This is a genomic window from Clostridium sp. AN503 (assembly GCF_040719375.1).
GTDB lineage: Bacteria > Bacillota > Clostridia > Lachnospirales > Lachnospiraceae > Brotaphodocola.
On record NZ_JBFDTP010000001.1, the window covers coordinates 453299 to 471966 of the forward strand.

General features: G+C 50.2%; 16 protein-coding genes. 2 read left to right on the forward strand and 14 right to left on the reverse strand.

Annotated features, from left to right (window positions below):
- Nucleotides 1–132: 132 nt before the first annotated feature.
- The 5 genes from pheA to AB1I67_RS01925 form a co-directional block, all read right to left on the reverse strand.
- A complete protein-coding gene (pheA, locus tag AB1I67_RS01905) occupies nucleotides 133–1272 on the reverse strand; it encodes a prephenate dehydratase (RefSeq protein WP_367028129.1) in 1140 nt (379 codons plus the stop codon).
- Nucleotides 1273–1277: 5 nt separating this feature from the next.
- Nucleotides 1278–2021 carry a lysophospholipid acyltransferase family protein gene (locus AB1I67_RS01910; protein WP_367028130.1) on the reverse strand — a complete coding sequence of 248 codons (744 nt, stop codon included), beginning with the start codon at nucleotides 2019–2021 and terminating at the stop codon, nucleotides 1278–1280.
- 65 nt (nucleotides 2022–2086) lie between these two features.
- Nucleotides 2087–2533 (reverse strand): hypothetical protein, encoded by a 447-nt coding sequence (locus AB1I67_RS01915; protein ID WP_367028131.1) that lies wholly within the window; start codon nucleotides 2531–2533, stop codon nucleotides 2087–2089.
- A 71-nt stretch (nucleotides 2534–2604) separates the two neighbouring features.
- The gene (gene cls / locus AB1I67_RS01920) at nucleotides 2605–4074 is read right to left on the reverse strand and encodes a cardiolipin synthase (RefSeq protein WP_367028132.1); all 1470 of its coding nucleotides are present in this window, start codon (nucleotides 4072–4074) and stop codon (nucleotides 2605–2607) included.
- Between the two features lie 36 nt (nucleotides 4075–4110).
- Nucleotides 4111–4290, reverse strand: a complete 180-nt coding sequence (locus AB1I67_RS01925) for a DUF4250 domain-containing protein (RefSeq protein WP_367028133.1) — start codon at nucleotides 4288–4290, stop codon at nucleotides 4111–4113.
- Nucleotides 4291–4437: 147 nt separating this feature from the next.
- Between AB1I67_RS01925 and AB1I67_RS01930 the strand changes: the two genes are divergently transcribed.
- Nucleotides 4438–5460 (forward strand): asparaginase, encoded by a 1023-nt coding sequence (locus tag AB1I67_RS01930; RefSeq protein WP_367028134.1) that lies wholly within the window; start codon nucleotides 4438–4440, stop codon nucleotides 5458–5460.
- Nucleotides 5461–5470: 10 nt separating this feature from the next.
- On the opposite strand, the gene AB1I67_RS01935 is transcribed toward AB1I67_RS01930, so the two are convergent.
- The 5 genes from AB1I67_RS01935 to AB1I67_RS01955 all read right to left on the reverse strand — a co-directional run bounded on the left by AB1I67_RS01935 (nucleotide 5471) and on the right by AB1I67_RS01955 (nucleotide 12945).
- Entirely contained in the window at nucleotides 5471–6889 is a 1419-nt protein-coding gene (locus tag AB1I67_RS01935) for a spore germination protein (protein ID WP_367028135.1), read from the reverse strand.
- A 398-nt stretch (nucleotides 6890–7287) separates the two neighbouring features.
- Nucleotides 7288–8475, reverse strand: a complete 1188-nt coding sequence (locus tag AB1I67_RS01940; protein ID WP_367028136.1) for an NADP-dependent malic enzyme — start codon at nucleotides 8473–8475, stop codon at nucleotides 7288–7290.
- 47 nt (nucleotides 8476–8522) lie between these two features.
- Nucleotides 8523–9038 carry a hypothetical protein gene (locus AB1I67_RS01945; protein ID WP_367028137.1) on the reverse strand — a complete coding sequence of 172 codons (516 nt, stop codon included), beginning with the start codon at nucleotides 9036–9038 and terminating at the stop codon, nucleotides 8523–8525.
- Nucleotides 9039–9301: 263 nt separating this feature from the next.
- Entirely contained in the window at nucleotides 9302–11893 is a 2592-nt protein-coding gene (clpB, locus tag AB1I67_RS01950) for an ATP-dependent chaperone ClpB (RefSeq protein ID WP_367028138.1), read from the reverse strand.
- An 83-nt stretch (nucleotides 11894–11976) separates the two neighbouring features.
- Nucleotides 11977–12945: an AraC family transcriptional regulator gene (locus AB1I67_RS01955; protein ID WP_367028139.1), complete on the reverse strand. Its 969-nt coding sequence runs from the start codon at nucleotides 12943–12945 to the stop codon at nucleotides 11977–11979.
- Between the two features lie 158 nt (nucleotides 12946–13103).
- On the opposite strand from AB1I67_RS01955, the gene AB1I67_RS01960 reads away from it, so the two are divergent.
- Entirely contained in the window at nucleotides 13104–14486 is a 1383-nt protein-coding gene (locus AB1I67_RS01960; protein WP_367028140.1) for an MATE family efflux transporter, read from the forward strand.
- 161 nt (nucleotides 14487–14647) lie between these two features.
- On the opposite strand, the gene AB1I67_RS01965 is transcribed toward AB1I67_RS01960, so the two are convergent.
- From AB1I67_RS01965 to AB1I67_RS01980, 4 genes are all read right to left on the reverse strand, one after another.
- Complete coding sequence (locus tag AB1I67_RS01965) at nucleotides 14648–16006, reverse strand: MATE family efflux transporter (protein ID WP_367028141.1); 1359 nt, start codon at nucleotides 16004–16006, stop codon at nucleotides 14648–14650.
- 472 nt (nucleotides 16007–16478) lie between these two features.
- Nucleotides 16479–16856 carry a hypothetical protein gene (locus AB1I67_RS01970; protein ID WP_367028142.1) on the reverse strand — a complete coding sequence of 126 codons (378 nt, stop codon included), beginning with the start codon at nucleotides 16854–16856 and terminating at the stop codon, nucleotides 16479–16481.
- Nucleotides 16857–17197: 341 nt separating this feature from the next.
- Nucleotides 17198–17851 (reverse strand): fructose-6-phosphate aldolase, encoded by a 654-nt coding sequence (gene fsa, locus AB1I67_RS01975; RefSeq protein ID WP_367028143.1) that lies wholly within the window; start codon nucleotides 17849–17851, stop codon nucleotides 17198–17200.
- Nucleotides 17852–17900: 49 nt separating this feature from the next.
- A complete protein-coding gene (locus AB1I67_RS01980) occupies nucleotides 17901–18602 on the reverse strand; it encodes an L-ribulose-5-phosphate 4-epimerase (RefSeq protein WP_367028144.1) in 702 nt (233 codons plus the stop codon).
- Between the last annotated feature and the right edge of the window lie 66 nt (nucleotides 18603–18668).

Below are 18668 nucleotides of genomic sequence, written 5' to 3' on the forward strand. Positions count from 1 at the left end.
CTGTCTGCCGTTGCCTTCCCCGATCCTATCAGACCTATCCTCATGTTTCCGCCAGTTATGTGTTAAAACTTCGCAAAATATTCCCGCGAACCACGCGTTGTATCTTCGTAAAATACTCCCGCAAGACACGCGTTAACTCTTCGTAAAATAATTCCCCAAAATCCGCATATTGAGCGCTTCCTCCGCGATCCCTTTCAGCGCATTCTCCACCGCGGCGTCCTCCAGATTCCCCTCGATATCCACGAAGAACCGGTATTCCCAGTTCCTTCCCGGAATCGGCCTGGACTGGATCATCATCATGTTTACATGGTTGAAAATAAAATTCCCCAACATATTATACAGGGTTCCGCTATGGTGCGGCAGTTCAAAGCAGAGGCTGATCTTCCCTGCATCCTTCCGGTACACCGCCTCCTTTGCAAGGATGATAAACCGGGTGGTATTGCCCTGGTTGTTCTGGATCGAAGGCTTTAACACTTTCAGGCCATAGAGCTTTCCGGCAATCTCGCTTGCTACCGCCGCCTGGGTCTTATCGTTGTCCTCCAGCACCTTCTTTGCCGCTACTGCAGTGTTGGCAAAGCTGATCTGCTTCCACTCCTTCTGTTCATTCAGAAACCTGGAGCACTGCATCAGCGCCTGGGGATGGGAATACACCGTCCGGATATCGGTGATCTCCGCCTCCTGCCGCGCCAAAAGCGCATGGTTCGCAGGCAGGAAAGTCTCCGCCACAATATAGTTATGATAACGGATCAGCAGATCATACATGTCTATGACCGCACCTGCGGAAGAATTCTCAATGGGAAGCACCGCAAAATCAGCCCGTCCGTCCTGTACCTCATTCATGGCGTCCTCAAAACTCGCCACATGATAGATGTCAGCCTGATCCCCAAAAAACTGAAGTGTAGCCGCATGGCTGTAAGCGCCTTCCACGCCCTGATATACAATGCGTGCCCCCTCTGTCGAAAGCTCTGTAAGCTTTTTAAAGCCCAGATCCACGCCCTTTCCGTGCTCTGCCAGCATACGGTACTGATACCGCCGGCTGATGGTCATCATCTGGGAAAACAGCTCCCTCACCGCAGTCTGGTTGAACTCCCCATGGGCCATAGCGCCCACAGTCTCCAGCTTCTGTTTCTCCCGCTCCCCGTCATAGACCGCCCTGCCGGAACCGATCTTGGTCTCCGCCACACATCCGCAGATCTCCATCCGGCGCTCAAACAGCTCCACGATCTCTCTGTCAATCTTATCCAGTTCTCTTCTGCATTCCTGTAAATCCACTTGTCCTAAGCCCTCCGCGCCTGCTGTTCCTGCTTCAGCATTTCTATGATTTTCCCCTGGGTATATGCACCTGCGTGCTTCTTCTGCTCAGGAGGCAGCTCTTTGATGTAAAAAGGCTCCCCAAACTCGATCGTCACATGGGACGGACGCATAAACGGAATATGCTGTTCAAATATGTCCCCTGTTCCCGTGATCGCGACCGGCACCACCGGGCAGCCGGACTTTTCCGCGATCTTTAGGCTTCCCTCTTTAAATGGGAGCATCTCCAGGATATCCTTCCCCCGGCTGCGGGTCCCCTCCGGGAAGATCCAGATAGAGATCCCTTCCTTCACCTTGGCGATCCCGTCCAGGATCATCTTAAGCCCCGCCTTCATATCCGTCCGGTCCAAAAACAGGCAGTTCACGTTGCACATCCAGTTGGACAAAAGCGGATAACGCAGCATCTCCTTTTTTGCAACGAACCCTGTCAGACCCGGCACCGACGTATAACCCACCAGAATATCAAAATAACTCCGGTGATTGCCCACATACAGGACCGCCCCCTCCGGTATCCTCTCCCTGCCTTTCACCGTCACCGTAGAACCGGTCAGCCGGATCAGCATCCGGAACATCGCCTGCACCACAAGAAGGCTGTGCTCCTGCTGGCGCTTCTTGTCCTTCCGGCCCACAAACCATTCTCCGATCAGCAGCGGGATACTGGAAACCAGAAATCCCAAAACCATCAGAGCAACCAAAATAAATCGTATCATTCCCACACCTCTTTGTACTAACCTGTTATCGTTTAAGTATATAAAAAAAGAGGGGCAAAAACAAGTCATTTGCCCCTCTTTTTTGTAATTTGTTCGAACAATAATCCTGTGGCGAACCACAGCGGCGCAAAGTCCAGACGGATCAGGCCGTTGACACTGGTCTGGCTGCTGCTGTAGTCCCAGGGACACATCCCCTTTGCCCGCAGCCACGCCCCGGACAAGTACTCCGCCGTAAAGATCAGCACCATATAGATCATCCCATGGCGGATATACCGGTCTGCCGGCCGTATACTGCTCTCCCCGATCCACCGGTCCACTCCCTTACCGATCGGAGACAGCAGCGCGCCGCAGCCGTAGATCGGAAACATTAAAAGGGATGTGCGGCCCATCAGCCGCCAGTCGTGCGCCATGATGGACTCCACCGAAGTGAAGATCACCTCCAGGCACCACCCGGTGATCCCGCATTTAAAAAAATTGACTGGTAATTCTTTTAATCTTCTCATGATGTTCATGACATCAGTATGCCACCGGCCATCCGCCTTTATGCATCCCGAATATCAAATTCCAGTCACTAAAGCTGCAGCTACAGAAGCGGGGACAAAAGCCTGCTGCCCTGTTCCCGGATGCGCACCCACAGGCCCCGCGCCTCATAGACCTCTTTTGTCACTTCCCTGCACCGGGTCAGATCCTCCAGGAAGATCTCCTCCAGCCGTTCCGTGCTCTCCTCATCAAAGATCGTGGCATTCACCTCAAAATTCAGCTCGAAGCTGCGGATATCCATATTGGCCGTTCCATAACAGCTCACCCGGCTGTCCACCATAAGCCCCTTCGCGTGCAGAAACCCGTTCTCATAGGTATAGCAGCGCGCACCTGCCGCCACCATCTCTCCCACGTAGGAATAGGTAGCCCAATACACAAAGGGGTGATCCGGCTTGCACGGGATCATAAGCCGCACGTCGATCCCGGATTCCGCAGCGATCTTAAGAGCGCTCAAGACCGCATCGTCCGGTACAAAATACGGAGTCTGGATATAGATATGATGGCGCGCCCGATGGATCAGCTGTAGATAATTGTCCCGGATCTGCCGCTGCTGGGAATCCGGGCCGCTGGTGATGATCTGGATCCCCAGCGGATCATAAAACTGCTCCCTGGGCACGCGGTTGTCCGCAAAATACCGGCTGTCCCTGAACAGATTTTCCTTTGCAGCGTAATTCCAATCCAGCGCAAAGCGGATCTGAAGGCTGATCACCGCATCCCCGGTCAGTTTTAAATGAGTGTCCCGCCAATAACCGAACTTCGGGTCCCTGCCCAAATATTCCCTGCCGATGTTAAAGCCGCCCACATATCCCACATGCCCGTCGATCACCACGATCTTCCTGTGATTGCGGTAATTCACACGCAGGTTCAGCCGCCCCAGTATAGGAGGAAAGAAGCTGGCTACCAGAATGCCCGACTCGCGAAGCTCCTGCCACCGTTTCTCCGGCATGAACCTTCCGCCCATACCGTCATAAAGAATGCGGACCTCCACCCCGGCGCGCACCCGCTCCTTTAAGATCGGGACAATGGTGTCGAACAGCTCATCATTTTTGATAATATAATACTGGATATGGATAAAATACTTCGCACACCGCATCTCACGGCGCAGGTCCTCAAACTTTTTCTGGCCGTCTGTAAAAATCTCCAGGCTGTTGTTGAGGGTCAGCACCGCACCTGCCTGTTCCAGGTTATAGAATACCAGGTCCGCATAATCCGCCGCCAGCGGGTCATCTAAATCCTGGCTGGCATTGCGGATAAATTCCTCCTGGCTTTTCAAAGAAAACCGCAGCCGGTCCTCCACCTCCTTGACGCGGAACATCTTGCTCTTGCGGAAGTCCTGGGCAAACATCAGATAAAAGAAAAAGCCGAAAACCGGCACAAAATAGAGGATGAGAAGCCAGGTCCACACTGCCTTGGGGTCCCGCCTCTGAAAAAACACGATCACTACCGATAAAAAAAGGTTGATATATAAAAGGTGCTCCATCATCCAGGTCCACACCGCTGCCGCCTGTGCCATGGTCCTCACTCCTCTCTGCTCATATCCGCTGCCAGCCTACCGGAACTGATTGATCTTGCTGTCATAGCGGTAGTCTATGGCAAGCAGCTTCGTCTCCAATTCCTCCCGGTCCAGCAAAAGATCCTCACACAGCAGCTCCAGGGTCGGATAATGATCCCTAAGCTGCGTATTTAAATAACTCATCAGCATCACCGGGTCTTTGGGTATTGTGGTCATTTCACTTGCTTCCTCGCTTTCTGATAAAGACTGGTTTTGGTATTGATATCTGTTCCATTTGGAATACTTATGTTATGATTAATTGATATAATACAATGATTCCAGTCAGATGACAAGTTTTTTCCACACAGGGAGGGTAATTTAAAAATGGTCAAACAGAAAAAACGTATCCTGATGATCGCCACCGGCGGCACGATCGCCTCCAAGAGCGGCGGCAGCGGCTTAAAACCACTGATCACCTCAGAGGAACTTTTAAGCTATGTACCGGATGTGACCCGGTTCTGCCAGGTGGATACCGTGCAGGTACTCAATATCGACAGCACCAACATGCAGCCCAAACACTGGCTGCTGATCGCCTCCGCCATCGAAGCCCATTATGAGGAATACGACGGCTTCGTGGTGTGCCACGGAACCGACACTATGGCTTATACTGCCTCCGCTCTCTCCTATCTGATCCAGGACTCCTTAAAACCGGTTGTCATCACCGGCTCCCAGAAGCCCATCGACTTAGAGATAACCGACGCCAAGGCAAACCTCTCCGACAGCCTTTTGTTTGCCAGCAGCAGCCGGGCGCACGGCGTCACCATCGTTTTTGACGGCAAGGTCATCGCCGGGACCCGCGGCAAGAAGGAACGAACCAAGAGCTATAATGCATTTTCCAGCATCAACTTCCCCTATATTGCCACCATCCAGGACGGCCACATCATCTTCTATCTGGATGATAAGGACCAGATTGCCGGGCCGGTGCGCTTTTGGCACGAGCTGAACAGCCGAATCGCCCTATTAAAGCTGATTCCGTCCATGGAGGCCGGCGTACTGGACTACATGGCGGAGCATTATGATGCTGTGATCATAGAATCCTTCGGGGTAGGCGGCATCCCCACTTACGATACCGGCGATTTCCACAAGGCCATAGAACGCTTTGTCTCCGCGGGAAAAACAGTGGTCATGACCACCCAGGTCACCAACGAGGGCAGCAATATGTCCGTATACGAGATCGGCCGCGGTATCAAGCAGGAATTCGGCCTTCTGGAAGCCTATGATATGACCCTGGAGGCCACCGTCACCAAGCTGATGTGGATCCTGGGGCAGACCCGGGACCCGAAAAAGGTGCGGGAACTGTTCTACCGCACCATTAACCGGGACATGCTCTTTACAAGCACCTGGTGATCCAGATATTTTAGCTTCCGCTTTTCTCCTTCTGGGGAAGGCGGCCCCGCAGGAAACGTTTCTTCAGCTTGCCCCAATGGAACGGGACCAACGGATAGATATAGCTTTTGCCCGCGATGGTCTTGTTGAAGGCGATGGCACAAACTGCCAGGATCACACCTGCCGCATATCCCCACACATCAAAGATGCTTGTGAGGATCAGGAGGATCACACGCATGAATTTCAGCGCATACCCCAGCTCAAAGCTGGACTGGCTGTAGTTGGCGATCGTCACAAAGGCCATATACAGCATGGTCTCACTGTTGAACCAACCGGACTTCACCGAGTACTCGCCCAGCACGATACCGGCGATGACGCTTAAGGGTGTTGTCAGCATGCTGGGGGTGTTGACTGCCGCCAGGCGCAGGCCGTCGATGGCAAACTCCAGGATCAGAAGCTGGAAGATCAGAGGCACATAGGTCTGGTCTGACAGCATGGTAAATTTAAGCCATTCCGGGAGGATCTCCGTATGCATCATAAGGAGCAGCCAGGTAGGGGTCAGGAACAGGCACAAAAACGCGGTCACCATCCGGGACAGCCGCAGATAGCTTCCGGTGATCGGCGGGAAATAATAATCATCCGCCTCCTCGATAATATCAAATACAGAAGAAGGAAGCACCATAGCCGCAGGGGAATTGTCCACCAGGATCACGATATTTCCCTCCAGCACACAGGCCGCCGCCGTATCCGGGCGCTCCGTGAACTTGAATTTGGGAAACGGATTGAACCACTTATGCGGATAGATCCCCTCTGCAAGGCTCTCCTGGTTCATGGTCAGGGCATCCACATGGAGGTTCTGGATCCGCCTTTTGATCTCCTTCAAAAGCTGTTCATCCACCCTGCCGTCCATATAGCAGATGGCGATATCCGTGTGGGAGCTTTCGCCCGCCGTCATGATCTCCATACTCAGCTTCGGGTCCCGGATCCGCCGGCGGATCAGCGCCGTGTTAAAGATCAGGGTCTCCACAAATCCATCCCGGGAGCCGCGCAGGACCTTGTCCTTTTCCGGCTCACCGACGCCTCTGGCCGGATAGGTACGGCAGTCCACCGTAAGGCAAACGTCATAGCCGTCGATGAACAGGCAGGACATGCCGGTCAAGAGCTGGACGACCATATCCTTTTCTTCTGCCACCTGTCCGACTTCTCCGTAAGGCACATATTTTTTAGAAAATCCATGAGCATCCGGGGGCATGTCCTCCGGTTTGATGCTCCACCAGGACTGAAGGATCTTTAACAGCACCTCATCCTTTGTAAAACCATCCACGAAAAATACACAGGCTTTTCTTCCGCCTATGTCAACAGTTCGATATACTATGTCAAAATTTTTATCTGCCTGGAGCGTCTGCTTTAAACTCTCCAGATTTTCCGTCAGACTCTTCGAAAACGCCATGCTTTTGCACCCCTCTCCGCAATCTTATACAGCTTCAGTATGCGCGGTTTGAGACAGTTTTATCCACAGCGGACCATTGTCTTTTCTATACGGACGGTTCTATGCATTTTTTTCATTTTTATGTTTTATATGGTGGGATTTTGCTAAATTTTGCACAAACAATCTTGACGGGAGAGAAAATAAATGGTATATTGTTCCTCGTAAGAAATACATAAAGCGCCGAATCATCGGCGCCCTTTATTTTCTTAACTTACGACGATAGAAAACTCGCAGGATGCGATTTCTATGATTGGTATGGGGATACCAGGCAATACTTTATAGTGTAACGGTTTTAGATCGTGACCGAGGCTGCTTTCTGTGGGGGAAAAGCAGCCTCATTTCTTTTTACTCTTTTTACTCTATTTGATATCAGTATATGGCGCGCGGTTGATCCCCTCTTTTACAGCTTCCTGCGCCACCGCGTTGGCAACGGCAAGCGCTACCCGCTTGTCAAAGGACGACGGAATCACATACTCGGCATTCAGCTCTTCTTCCGGGATCACAGCGGCGATCGCATGAGCCGCGGCCACTTTCATGGATTCCGTGATATCACGCGCCCGCACAGCCAGCACACCCTTGAACAGGCCAGGGAATACCAGGACATTGTTGATCTGGTTCGGATAATCGGAGCGCCCGGTTCCCACCACCACAGCGCCGCCTGCCTTCGCCTCGTCCGGCATGATCTCCGGCACCGGGTTTGCCATGGCAAAGACGATCCCCCGGTTCATGGTTGCCACCATCTCTTTTGTCACCAGGTTCGGCTTTGACACGCCCACAAAGATATCCGCGCCCTTCAGCGCGTCCGCCAGCTTGCCGTGCTCTTTATTCCGATTGCTGATATGAGAGATCTCCTCCTGCCCGGAGTTAAGCCCTTCGTCCCCCTCGCAGATAATACCGTTAATATCGCACATGATGATGTTGCCGAAGCCCATGGCGATCAACAGCTTGCCGATGGATACTCCCGCCGCGCCCGCGCCGTTGATCACCACCCGCAGGCTGCCCATCTGCTTGCCGGTCACCTTGACCGCGTTTAAGAGCGCGGCGCCAACCACGATCGCCGTCCCGTGCTGGTCGTCGTGGAAGATCGGGATATCACAGACCTCTTTTAACTTTTTCTCGATCTCAAAACACCTCGGCGCCGCAATGTCCTCCAGGTTGATCCCGCCAAAACTCTTGGAGATCAGGGCAATGGTCTTCACGATTGTATCCACATCCTTGGAATCCACGCACAGCGGAAATGCATCTACATCTGCAAACTCTTTAAACAGGGCGCATTTACCCTCCATGACCGGCATTCCTGCGGATGGGCCGATATCTCCCAGTCCCAGCACTGCCGTACCGTCAGTAATGACCGCCACCAGATTGCCCTTGCGGGTGTAGTCGTATGCCTTCTCCTCATCCTCCGCGATCAGCAGGCACGGCTCCGCCACACCCGGGGTATACGCAAGCGCCAGTTCTTCCCTGTTCGTGATCGGTGCGCGGGAGATCACCTCGATCTTGCCCTTCCACTCTCTATGCTTCTCAATCGCCAGCTGCTTCTTATCCACAGAATTTCCCTCCTGTATTGTAAATGAATTTGGTTTCTGACATTATTTTAATACAAATTGGGGGGAGCGTCAACGCGAACCGGATTTTGAATGCCCAGTTCCTGATGAAAATATTTCAAGGGAGAAAATTGATATCTACGTTCATATTCCGACTTATGTAAACAATTCTTCCCTGTAATATATCCGCAGTATTCATCTATAAACCGGACTGCATCCCGAACTATTTTATCAATATTATTAATTGTTTCCACATATTCATCATGATCGATCACAGCCTGTTTCTTTTCAAGATAATCAAGGTTTTGAATGATTACAAGCTTTGTATAATCCAAGCCTGATCTATGGCTGCGGGAACGTTTTGATTTTTGGAAATGAAATGCATAGGGATGGGATATCTCTGTCCGGTAAGGAATGCAAATATAATATTGTGGCTGTGGAAGCAGCAACAAACAACTATATGCCCGTTGTTTTTTATTCAGTATTTCCGAATATGGCGGATTGGGATAGGCGCAGTAAAAAGCATCCGCCAATCTAAGAATGTAATATTCATAATTGCTTTTCATAATGTTCTCCTGGAGATTGACACAAAATCTTGATATATGAAAATCTGAAAAACAGAAATGGGAGGAGCAGAAACTCCTCCCACTGGACTCTTCGCTCGGTCAATTTTTATTTTACCGACGAGTCAGAACCGTCACTCGTCTCATATCCGGTCAGTTTTTATTTTACCGACGAGTCAGAACCGTCACTCGTCTCATCCTGCGAAGTATCTTTTCAAGTAAATTATAAACAATCAACTTTCCGAATGCAAGCATTAATTTAATATTTACTCCACATAAGCGATCAGCTTCCCGCCGTCCTCCGACGTATCGATCACGATCGTCTGGCCTTCGCCGATATTCCCTTCCAGGATGATCCGCGCCGCCAGGGTCTCCACATGCTTCTGCAGATATCTGCGCAGCGGACGCGCGCCGTATGCCGGATCGTATCCGTGGTCAGTGATGAAATCTTTTGCCGCATCGGTAAGCTCCACCTTCAGTTCCCTGTCCGCCAGACGTTTATTCACATCTGCAACCATCAGATCCACAATGTGGTTGATATTGTCCTTCGTAAGCGGTTTGAACAGGATCGTCTCGTCCAGACGGTTCAAGAATTCCGGACGGAAATGGGCGTGTAAATCATTCATGACCATCTGCTCCGCGTCCGGTCGGATCAGACCGTTTTCATCGATACCTTCCAGCAGATACTGGGAACCGATGTTGGAGGTCATGATCAGGATCGTATTCTTGAAGTTCACGGTCTTGCCGGTGGAATCGGTGATACGCCCGTCGTCCAATACCTGGAGCAGCACGTTAAATACATCCGGATGGGCCTTTTCCACCTCATCGAACAGCACGACAGAGTATGGCTTCCTGCGCACGGCCTCGGTCAGCTGACCACCCTCGTCATAGCCTACATATCCTGGCGGCGCGCCGATCAGACGGGCCACGGAATGTTTCTCCATGTACTCACTCATATCGATACGCACCATGTTGTTCTCATCGTCAAATAATGCTTCCGCCAGAGCTTTGGCAAGCTCGGTCTTGCCGACGCCGGTCGGTCCCAGGAACAGGAAGGAACCGATGGGCTTGGTCGGGTCCTTGATCCCGGCTTTGGACCTCAGGATCGCCTCAGTCACCTTCTCCACGCCTTCATCCTGGCCCACCACACGTTTGTGCAGCACTTCGTCCAGGTGCAGGATCTTGCTCCGCTCGCTCTCATTCAACTTGCTGACAGGAATGCCGGTCCAACGGGAAATGATCCGGGCGATCTCGTCATCCGTCACACTCTCACGCACCAGGCTAAGATCCTGTTCTCTCACCTTCGCTTCCTCTGCCTCCAGCTCCTTCTGAAGCTGCGGCAGTCTGCCGTACTGGAGCTCGGCGGCCTTGTTTAGATCATACTGCTGCTGCGCCTGGGCAATATCCCTGTTTACCTGCTCGATCTCCTCGCGGAGTGAGGAAAGCCTGTCTACGGAAGACTTTTCATTCTCCCACTGGGCCTTTTTCGCCGTAAACTCGTCGTGCAGCTCGGCCAGGTTCTTCTGCAGGTCCTGCAAACGCTCCTGGCTTAAGCGGTCTGTCTCTTTCTTCAGGGCCGTCTCCTCGATCTCCATCTGCATGATCTTGCGGGACAGCTCGTCAAGCTCCGCCGGCATGGAATCCAGTTCGGTCTTGATCATGGCGCAGGCTTCGTCCACCAGGTCGATGGCCTTATCCGGCAGGAACCGGTCCGTGATGTAGCGGTCGGACAGCACTGCCGCCGCAACCAGCGCGGAGTCGGTGATCTTGACGCCGTGGAACACTTCGTAGCGGTCCTTGATGCCCCTTAAGATGGAGATGGTGTCCTCCACCGTCGGCTGGTCCACCTGGACCGGCTGGAAACGCCGCTCTAACGCCGCGTCCTTCTCAACATACTTCCGGTATTCATCCAGGGTAGTTGCACCGATACAGTGCAGTTCTCCTCTCGCCAGCATCGGCTTTAACAGATTGCCCGCATCCATGGAGCCTTCGGTCTTCCCTGCCCCAACGATCGTGTGAAGCTCATCGATAAACAGGATGATCTGTCCTTCGCTCTTCTTCACTTCCTCCAGGACCGCTTTCAGACGCTCCTCGAACTCGCCCCGGTACTTGGCGCCTGCGATCAGCGCCCCCATATCCAGGGCAAACAGCTTCCGGTCCTTCAGTCCCTCCGGCACATCACCCCGCACGATCCTCTGGGCAAGCCCTTCCACAACCGCCGTCTTACCGACGCCGGGCTCACCGATCAGGACCGGGTTGTTCTTGGTCTTCCTGGAAAGGATCTGTACCACGTTCCGGATCTCGCTGTCACGTCCGATCACCGGGTCCAGCTTCTGATTCCTCGCACGCTCCACCAGATCATATCCGTACTTCTCAAGGGTATCATAGGTCGCCTCCGGGTTGTCGCTGACCACGCGCTGGTTCCCCCTTACGGTAGAAAGAGCCTGCAAAAAGGCGTCCCTTGTGATCCCGTACTGTCTGAAAAGCTCCTTCATGGTACGGTCCGCATGTTTTATCATGGACAGAAAAATGTGTTCCACCGACACGTATTCATCGCCCATGGCCTTCGACTCATCCTCGGCATTTATCAGCACCTTGTTTAAATCCTGACTGATATAGACCTGCCCGCCTCCGCTCACCTTCGGCAGTCCAGCCAGCTTCTGCTCCGCCTCTCCGGTAACCATCTCTTTGGAAATGCCCATCTTGGTCAGGAGCTTCAAGATCAGGCTGTCATCCAGCGTCAGGAGACTGTAGAATAAATGCTCCTGCTCAATCTGCTGGTTGCCGTACTCATAGGCCAGCTTCTCGCAGTTCTGGACGGCCTCCATCGATTTTTGTGTGAATTTATTTATGTTCATAGAATTTGCCTCCATTTTTAGTGCTTTGACTTTGTTATATCAGTACTATAACACATGTTGTTAGCACTGTCAACAGGCGAGTGCTAATTTCTTTTCATATCAGTCCCCACCTTTATGTATTCTCTTGGAGAAACATGGTAGTAATCCCGAAAAGCTTTGTAAAAATTGCTGCTGTTGCTATAACCCAATACGGAGGAAATCTCTTCAACCGGCAGTTTTGTCCCTCTCAAAAGGATTACCGCCCGTTCCATTCGTAATTCCAATAAAATTTCTGAAAAGGACTTCCCAACTTCCCGGTGCAACAATGTTGAAACATAATTAGGGTGATACGAAAAATGCTTTGCAATTTCTTTGAGCGTCACGGTATCAACGTGTTCCCCGATATACTGTACGATTTTTTCCGAAGGGCTTTCATTTGCAGTCTCCCGATTCACATTGACATATTGACGCGCAACCTGAATAAGAAATGACAATGTGAGCGACTTCAAGACAACCTGTGTGTCCTCTTGCCGGTTGGCATACTCTACTACCATCATTTCAAGAAGCGCCCGTATGTTGCAGTCGTCCTCAATTTTGTAATGAATATATTCATCAGAAAATTTGTTGGTCGACGGGTCAAGCAGAAAATGAAACAGCTTTGTGTTGGCGGAAAGCATTGGTAAAAAGGCCCGACAAAAAGTGTCCTTCTGAACCAGTACGCCGATGATCGTTGTTTCCTTGTCGTCATGGACACAAAGAGCGTGACCGGCAAAGGGCTGGCCTGCATACAGTTCCCCCTCCTGAATCGTAATACGGTTATCGTACTTAAAACTAATGGAATCGTATTCGCCCTGATAGGTGTAATTGAAGTAGAAGTAATCATGCCGGTGAAACAACTCTTGCCGTCCTCTGCTCTGATGGACGACCACCATAATTTCATCTTCCGGCGCACCGGGCCAATAAAACATTTTTTCCTCTTGATCTTCACCGGGATAATTATGATATGTCCAGTCCAACACCCCAAATTCTTCCCGCAATCTCTCGACTGCCGCACATAAAATTTCTTTTCCCACCTTGCCACTCCTTTACTCCAAAAGCACCCAATTTTTGTTCCCATTATACTATGTGACATGAGAAAATACCACTGTATATATTAAGATTTGGCGCTGTTTCTCTAACTTCTTTCTTCTATACTAAGGATTGTTAAGAAAAACAGACAGGAGGTTATTCGATGGAAGAAAAAGAGTCAGGTGGTGGGAAAACAGTCTTTTATAAAAAGCTGTTTGTCCTTGTGCTGCCAATCGCATTTCAACAATTTATGCTGGCGGCGGTGAGTGCTTCGGACGCTCTCATGCTCGGATTTGTTAATCAGGATTCCCTGTCGGCGGTATCGTTGGCCGGGCAAATCACCTTTGTGTTCAACCTGTTTATGGGCGGGTTGACAATGGGAACAAGCATTTTGACTGCACAATACTACGGAAAGGGTGACGTAAACGCTATTGAGAGAATATTTGCATATGTCACAAGGGTTTCCTTTTTAATTTCAGCAGTTTTCTTTTTAGCGTCCCTTTTTATGCCCAATCAGTTAATGCGGATTTTTACCAGCGAGCTGCAACTAATAACGGGCGGCAGCGTTTATCTTCGTATTGTAGCAGCGTCCTATCTTTTCACCGGCATATCGCAAATTTACCTTTGTATCTTGAAAAATACAAGGTATGCCATGAAAAGCATGGTGATTGGGTCAAGCGCCGTTGTTATCAATATTTTCTTAAATGCCGCGCTGATCTTTGGGCTGGTCTTTTTCCCCAAAATGGGAATTGCGGGCGCTGCCCTTGCCACCTCTATTTCAAAGTTCCTTGAAATGCTTTGGGCCTATGTGGAATCCTTGCGAAAAAATCGAATCAGGCTGCGTATGAAGTATTGCTTTGCGGTAGATCGCCTTTTGGTCCTGGACTACTGGAAATATACAGTGCCTATGATGGGTGATTATCTGGTGTGGGGGTGTGGCTTCACCATGTATTCCGTCATTATGGGACACTTAGGCAGCGACGCTGTGGCCGCTAATTCGATTGCAAATATCGTAAAGAATTTGATCGTTAGTTTTTGTACCGGCCTTGCCAACGGCGGCGGCATTATCGTGGGTAACGAGTTGGGCATGGGAAATTTGAAACAAGCAAAGCTGTACGGCGGTCTGCTCTGGAAAATGGCGGTTATCGGAGGCGTGGCGTCCGGCCTGCTCCTGCTTGTGTTGTCACCTCTAATTTTGAACGTAACAGTTTTAAGCTCTCAAGCCACCGAATACTTAAAGTGGATGTTACTATTCTGTGCCTGTTATATGGTTGCAAAGGCAATTAACATGACGACAATAGCCGGGATTTTTCCCTCTGGCGGTGATTCCAAGTTTGGCTTGGTATGTGACGCAATCACCATGTGGATTTTTGCTGTTCCAGCCGGTTTCCTTGCGGCGTTTTATTGGAATCTACCCGTTGTCGTTGTATTCCTGATTATCAATTTAGATGAAGTTGTCAAGCTGCCCGCCGCCATTATCCATTATCGGAAATATGGCTGGCTAAAGAATATCACAAGAGAATTAGGAGAGAAACAGGTGCATTGACGAGGATTTCCGGCAATTCATTTACCTGCGGATTCTGGTAAATCTCAAATACATCCTGGAATGATAGCTGCATAACCGGGCGAGCCTCCCTGTACTTGCGGGGAGGCCCAGACTTTTGAAATTGTTTCTGGAAACTCCATCGTTTCGGATTGGATGGAAGACTATATAGCTCCGCCCATCCCTTTCCGCTCCCATCCCCTGCCCCTAAAATACAACAACCCCACGACCGCAGGCAAAAGCGGAGAAACCGCCTGCCCGATATAGATACCTGCATATCCCGCACCAGCCGCAAATGCCAGCAGCCAGCTTACAGGCAGCCGGACGACCACAGCGTCCAAAAGTGCATTTATCATTGCAATGTTTGCAGAACCGATCCCAATCGCAAAGGAATCAAATGTATATAAGACCGCATAGACCAGGCTGTTCACTCCACAGCAGATTCTCAGATAAAGAACCCCTGCATCCATAACTTCTGGACTGGCCGGGTCAAACAGCAGGATGATCTGCTCTGCAAATACCTGTACAAATACCACCGCCATAAACGTGACCAGGATATTTAGGCGCAGTCCGATCCTTGTAGTTTTCTTTACGCGTTCTATATCATCAGCGCCTATATTCTGCCCCACCATAGCGGTCACCGCCTGCCCGACCGCCCAGCAGGGCATGCCTGCAAATGTATTGACCTTCAGACCCACGCCTGACGCGGCTGCAACGGATACCCCAAAATGATTGAGCATCCCGGTGATCAAGAGATACGAGATATTGACGACCACCATTTGAACCGCCGTCGGCAGCCCAACTTTTAAAACAGCCGCCAGCCTGTCTGATTTTACCGCAAAGTTCCTTAACCGAAAATCAAAAACAAAGTTCTTTCTTTTCAGATGGACAATGGAGATAAAAAGGGAAATACACTGTGAAAAAATGGTGGCATACGCCGCTCCCTTTGTCCCCATGCCCAACGGCCCCACCAGAATCATATCCAATATGATATTTACAACTGTCGCAGCGGCAATAAAGTAAAGGGAGCTTTTGGAATCTCCATATCCCTTCATAATAGAACACACCGCGTTATAACCAAACACAAATACCGTACCGCAGCAGATGATCTTCATATAATCACAGGCATCCTGCATAGCATCCTCCGGAACATGGAGCATCTGAAAAAGAGGTCTGTATGCAAGTAATCCCAGAATCGTAACCAGAACGGATGCAATCAGGGCAACGGAAAACAACGTCCCTATGGTTTCAATCTGCCCGGTCTCATCCCTCGCCCCTTTACACTGTGCCACCAGTACCGTTCCACCCATTGTGACACCGATACAGATCGAATTGATAATAAAACTTATCATGGATGCATTACTGATCGCGGCAAGCCCCGTTTCTCCCACAAGCCTACCGACAACCAGCATGTCAACAATGCTGTAAAAGGATTGCAGCAGATTGGCAAGCAGCAGAGGGAATGCAAATAAAATCAACTTTTTTGATACACTTCCTGTTGTCAGATCCTGTCCATCTTTCATGATATAACTTCCTCGCATTATGATAGTAGTAGTGTTTATCGTCCCTCTCCAGGGACTGTATGTAACGGATTTCTTATATTGTTTTTACATTCATAGCATGTGCTTTCCCCTGAAGGACATAATTGCCTATGAATAAAAAAACAGAAGGCAGCAACCATATGCACCCTCTGCTTATAATTTAAATAATTATAACCAAAAGGCAGCCGACAAAACACTGTCGGCTGCCTAAATAGCATACGAAACAAACCCCAAACTACCGGTTCGTTTTGGAATATGCTTTTTCCTGTGATGATTTCATATCAGGCTCCACACAATGTTTTGTATGATACAATTGTTTGGAGCTGCATCCAATACAGAATTTCCCATATAATTGCATTGTGCTCACCCTTTCTTTTCGCCTTATGTTCTCATTATAGACAGCCAGGATCATGATGTCAATATTGTGATGGTCTTAAGTTTCACCCCTTAAATCTCAACTATTATCCTGCAAGCTAAAAATATAATAAATACCATTTTCTTTTACAACAATAATCCCTGGATTATTGTCAGTATAATATAGTTCCGAACCTTCTGCGGTCACAGCCGAGTCAAAATTCTGTTCGGGTATTCTGTCAACTGCCTGTTTGACAGTTCCTACTAATTCCATGCTGTCCAAAGGCGGATCTTCATAAATAGACTGCTCCCAATATAAAAGATCATTGTACATGATGCAATCCTGACCGCCATACTCAAAGCCTTCTCGATATGTTCCGGTAGGAGCAAGTTCAGGTTTGAGGTATTGGGGAATAGCAAAGACCCCAAAGAGCAATATGAGAACAACCCCGCAGATAATAAAAATTCTTTTTTTCATTCGCTTAGCTCCTTCCATTCTAATGTGTGTTATCTTGACATATAAATACTAATTTCAAACACACGATTATTTGTAATATGGAAACTACTGTATAAATCTATTATAACGGCTGTACTTGTTAATATCAATGTTTACAATATCGATATATTAATATAGTTATTTAGGTCAGTTTACAAGAGACTACACGCAGACCGTGAAACGGGCTGCTGACAACAAACGGCGCTATGCTCCCGGCAGGAAAACAGACTGTGAGTGTTTTGATAACAAAGAATATTCTAAAAAATACCGACGTACCGGAAAATAACAGAGGGCGCTGCTCCGCAGCGCCCCTTCCTGTATCCTTACTCCCCAAACACAGCCTTATAATCCGCCTGGAACTTGGCGATCCCGGCGGTGGTCAGCGGATGCTTTGTCATCTGCTCGATCACCCCGTAAGGTACCGTAGCGATATCTGCGCCCGCCTTTGCGCAGTCGATCACATGGATCGGATTGCGGATGCTGGCTGCGATCACCTCAGTCTTGATATCATGCACCATAAAGATCTCGGTGATATCCTCGATCAGGTCGATGCCCGGCATGGAGATATCGTCCAGACGTCCCAAAAACGGAGATACGTAGGTTGCGCCTGCGCGTGCCGCTAAGAGCGCCTGGGCTGCTGAAAATACCAGGGTCACGTTGGTCTTCACTCCCTCTGCTGTGAGCACCTTGACTGCTTTCAAGCCTTCCACAGTCATCGGGATCTTCACGACCATGTTCGGATGGATCGCTGCGATCTCACGGCCCTCTGCGATCATTCCCTCCGCGTCGGTGGTGGTAGCCTTCACCTCACCGCTGATCGGTCCGTCTACGATGGAGGCAATTTCCTCGATCACCTGCTTGAAATCACGGCCCTCCTTGGCGATCAGGGACGGATTGGTGGTAACGCCGCAGATCACGCCCATGTCATTTGCTTTTCTGATATCCTCTACATTTGCTGTATCTACAAAAAATTTCATGCTCTCTCCTTTTCATCTTTTATATTATTTTAGATCTTTTTGAATGATTCTACTCTTTACCGCCCTGCCCGTAATATGCATTCGGACCATGCTTCCTTAAGAAATGCTTATCCTGCATGCACTGCGGAGTGCGGTTGTCCGCTGTGGGGTTCAAAAGCTCCGTCATCAGGTTCATCTTCGCGATCTCCTCCAGTACCACTGCATTGTGGACCGCCTGGGCCGCATCCTTCCCCCAGGTAAACGGGCCGTGGTTCTTGCACAGCACGCCCGGCACATAGACCGGATTCTTACCCTGGAAGGTCTCGATGATCACCGTTCCGGTGTTCTTCTCATAGCCGTCCTCGATCTCCTCCGCAGTCAGATTCCTGGCACAGGGGATCTCCCCGTAGAAGTAATCTGCATGGGTGGTTCCGTAGCAGGGAAGCGCTCTGCCCGCCTGCGCCCAGGAGGTTGCAAAGGGCGAATGGGTATGTACGATCCCGCCGATCTCCGCAAATGCTTTGTAAAGCTCTACATGGGTCGCTGTGTCGGAGGACGGGTTAAGCGTCCCTTCCACCCGGTTTCCGTTCAGATCCATCACCACCATATCCTCCGGGCGGAGCACATCGTAGTCCACGCCGCTGGGCTTGATGACAAACAGGCCCAGCGCCCGGTCAATCCCGCTCACATTGCCCCAGGTGTAGGTGATCAGACCACGCCTCGGCAACTCCATATTTGCCTCATATACCTGCTGTTTTAATGCCTCTAACATATCCTGCCTCCGCTTTTCCAATATTTCTGCTCTGCCGCTGTCATATCCCGCAGCGCCGTCTCCGAC

Bases quoted from the DNA above. Each gene is read 5' to 3' on its own strand.
- AB1I67_RS01910 (WP_367028130.1), bottom strand. From the start codon at position 2,021: ATGATACGATTTATTTTGGTTGCTCTGATGGTTTTGGGATTTCTGGTT.
- AB1I67_RS01915 (WP_367028131.1), bottom strand. From the start codon at position 2,533: ATGAACATCATGAGAAGATTAAAAGAATTACCAGTCAATTTTTTTAAA.
- cls (WP_367028132.1), bottom strand. From the start codon at position 4,074: ATGGCACAGGCGGCAGCGGTGTGGACCTGGATGATGGAGCACCTTTTA.
- AB1I67_RS01925 (WP_367028133.1), bottom strand. From the start codon at position 4,290: ATGACCACAATACCCAAAGACCCGGTGATGCTGATGAGTTATTTAAAT.
- AB1I67_RS01930 (WP_367028134.1), top strand. From the start codon at position 4,438: ATGGTCAAACAGAAAAAACGTATCCTGATGATCGCCACCGGCGGCACG.
- AB1I67_RS01935 (WP_367028135.1), bottom strand. From the start codon at position 6,889: ATGGCGTTTTCGAAGAGTCTGACGGAAAATCTGGAGAGTTTAAAGCAG.
- AB1I67_RS01945 (WP_367028137.1), bottom strand. From the start codon at position 9,038: ATGAAAAGCAATTATGAATATTACATTCTTAGATTGGCGGATGCTTTT.
- clpB (WP_367028138.1), bottom strand. From the start codon at position 11,893: ATGAACATAAATAAATTCACACAAAAATCGATGGAGGCCGTCCAGAAC.
- AB1I67_RS01960 (WP_367028140.1), top strand. From the start codon at position 13,104: ATGGAAGAAAAAGAGTCAGGTGGTGGGAAAACAGTCTTTTATAAAAAG.
- AB1I67_RS01965 (WP_367028141.1), bottom strand. From the start codon at position 16,006: ATGAAAGATGGACAGGATCTGACAACAGGAAGTGTATCAAAAAAGTTG.
- AB1I67_RS01970 (WP_367028142.1), bottom strand. From the start codon at position 16,856: ATGAAAAAAAGAATTTTTATTATCTGCGGGGTTGTTCTCATATTGCTC.
- fsa (WP_367028143.1), bottom strand. From the start codon at position 17,851: ATGAAATTTTTTGTAGATACAGCAAATGTAGAGGATATCAGAAAAGCA.
- AB1I67_RS01980 (WP_367028144.1), bottom strand. From the start codon at position 18,602: ATGTTAGAGGCATTAAAACAGCAGGTATATGAGGCAAATATGGAGTTG.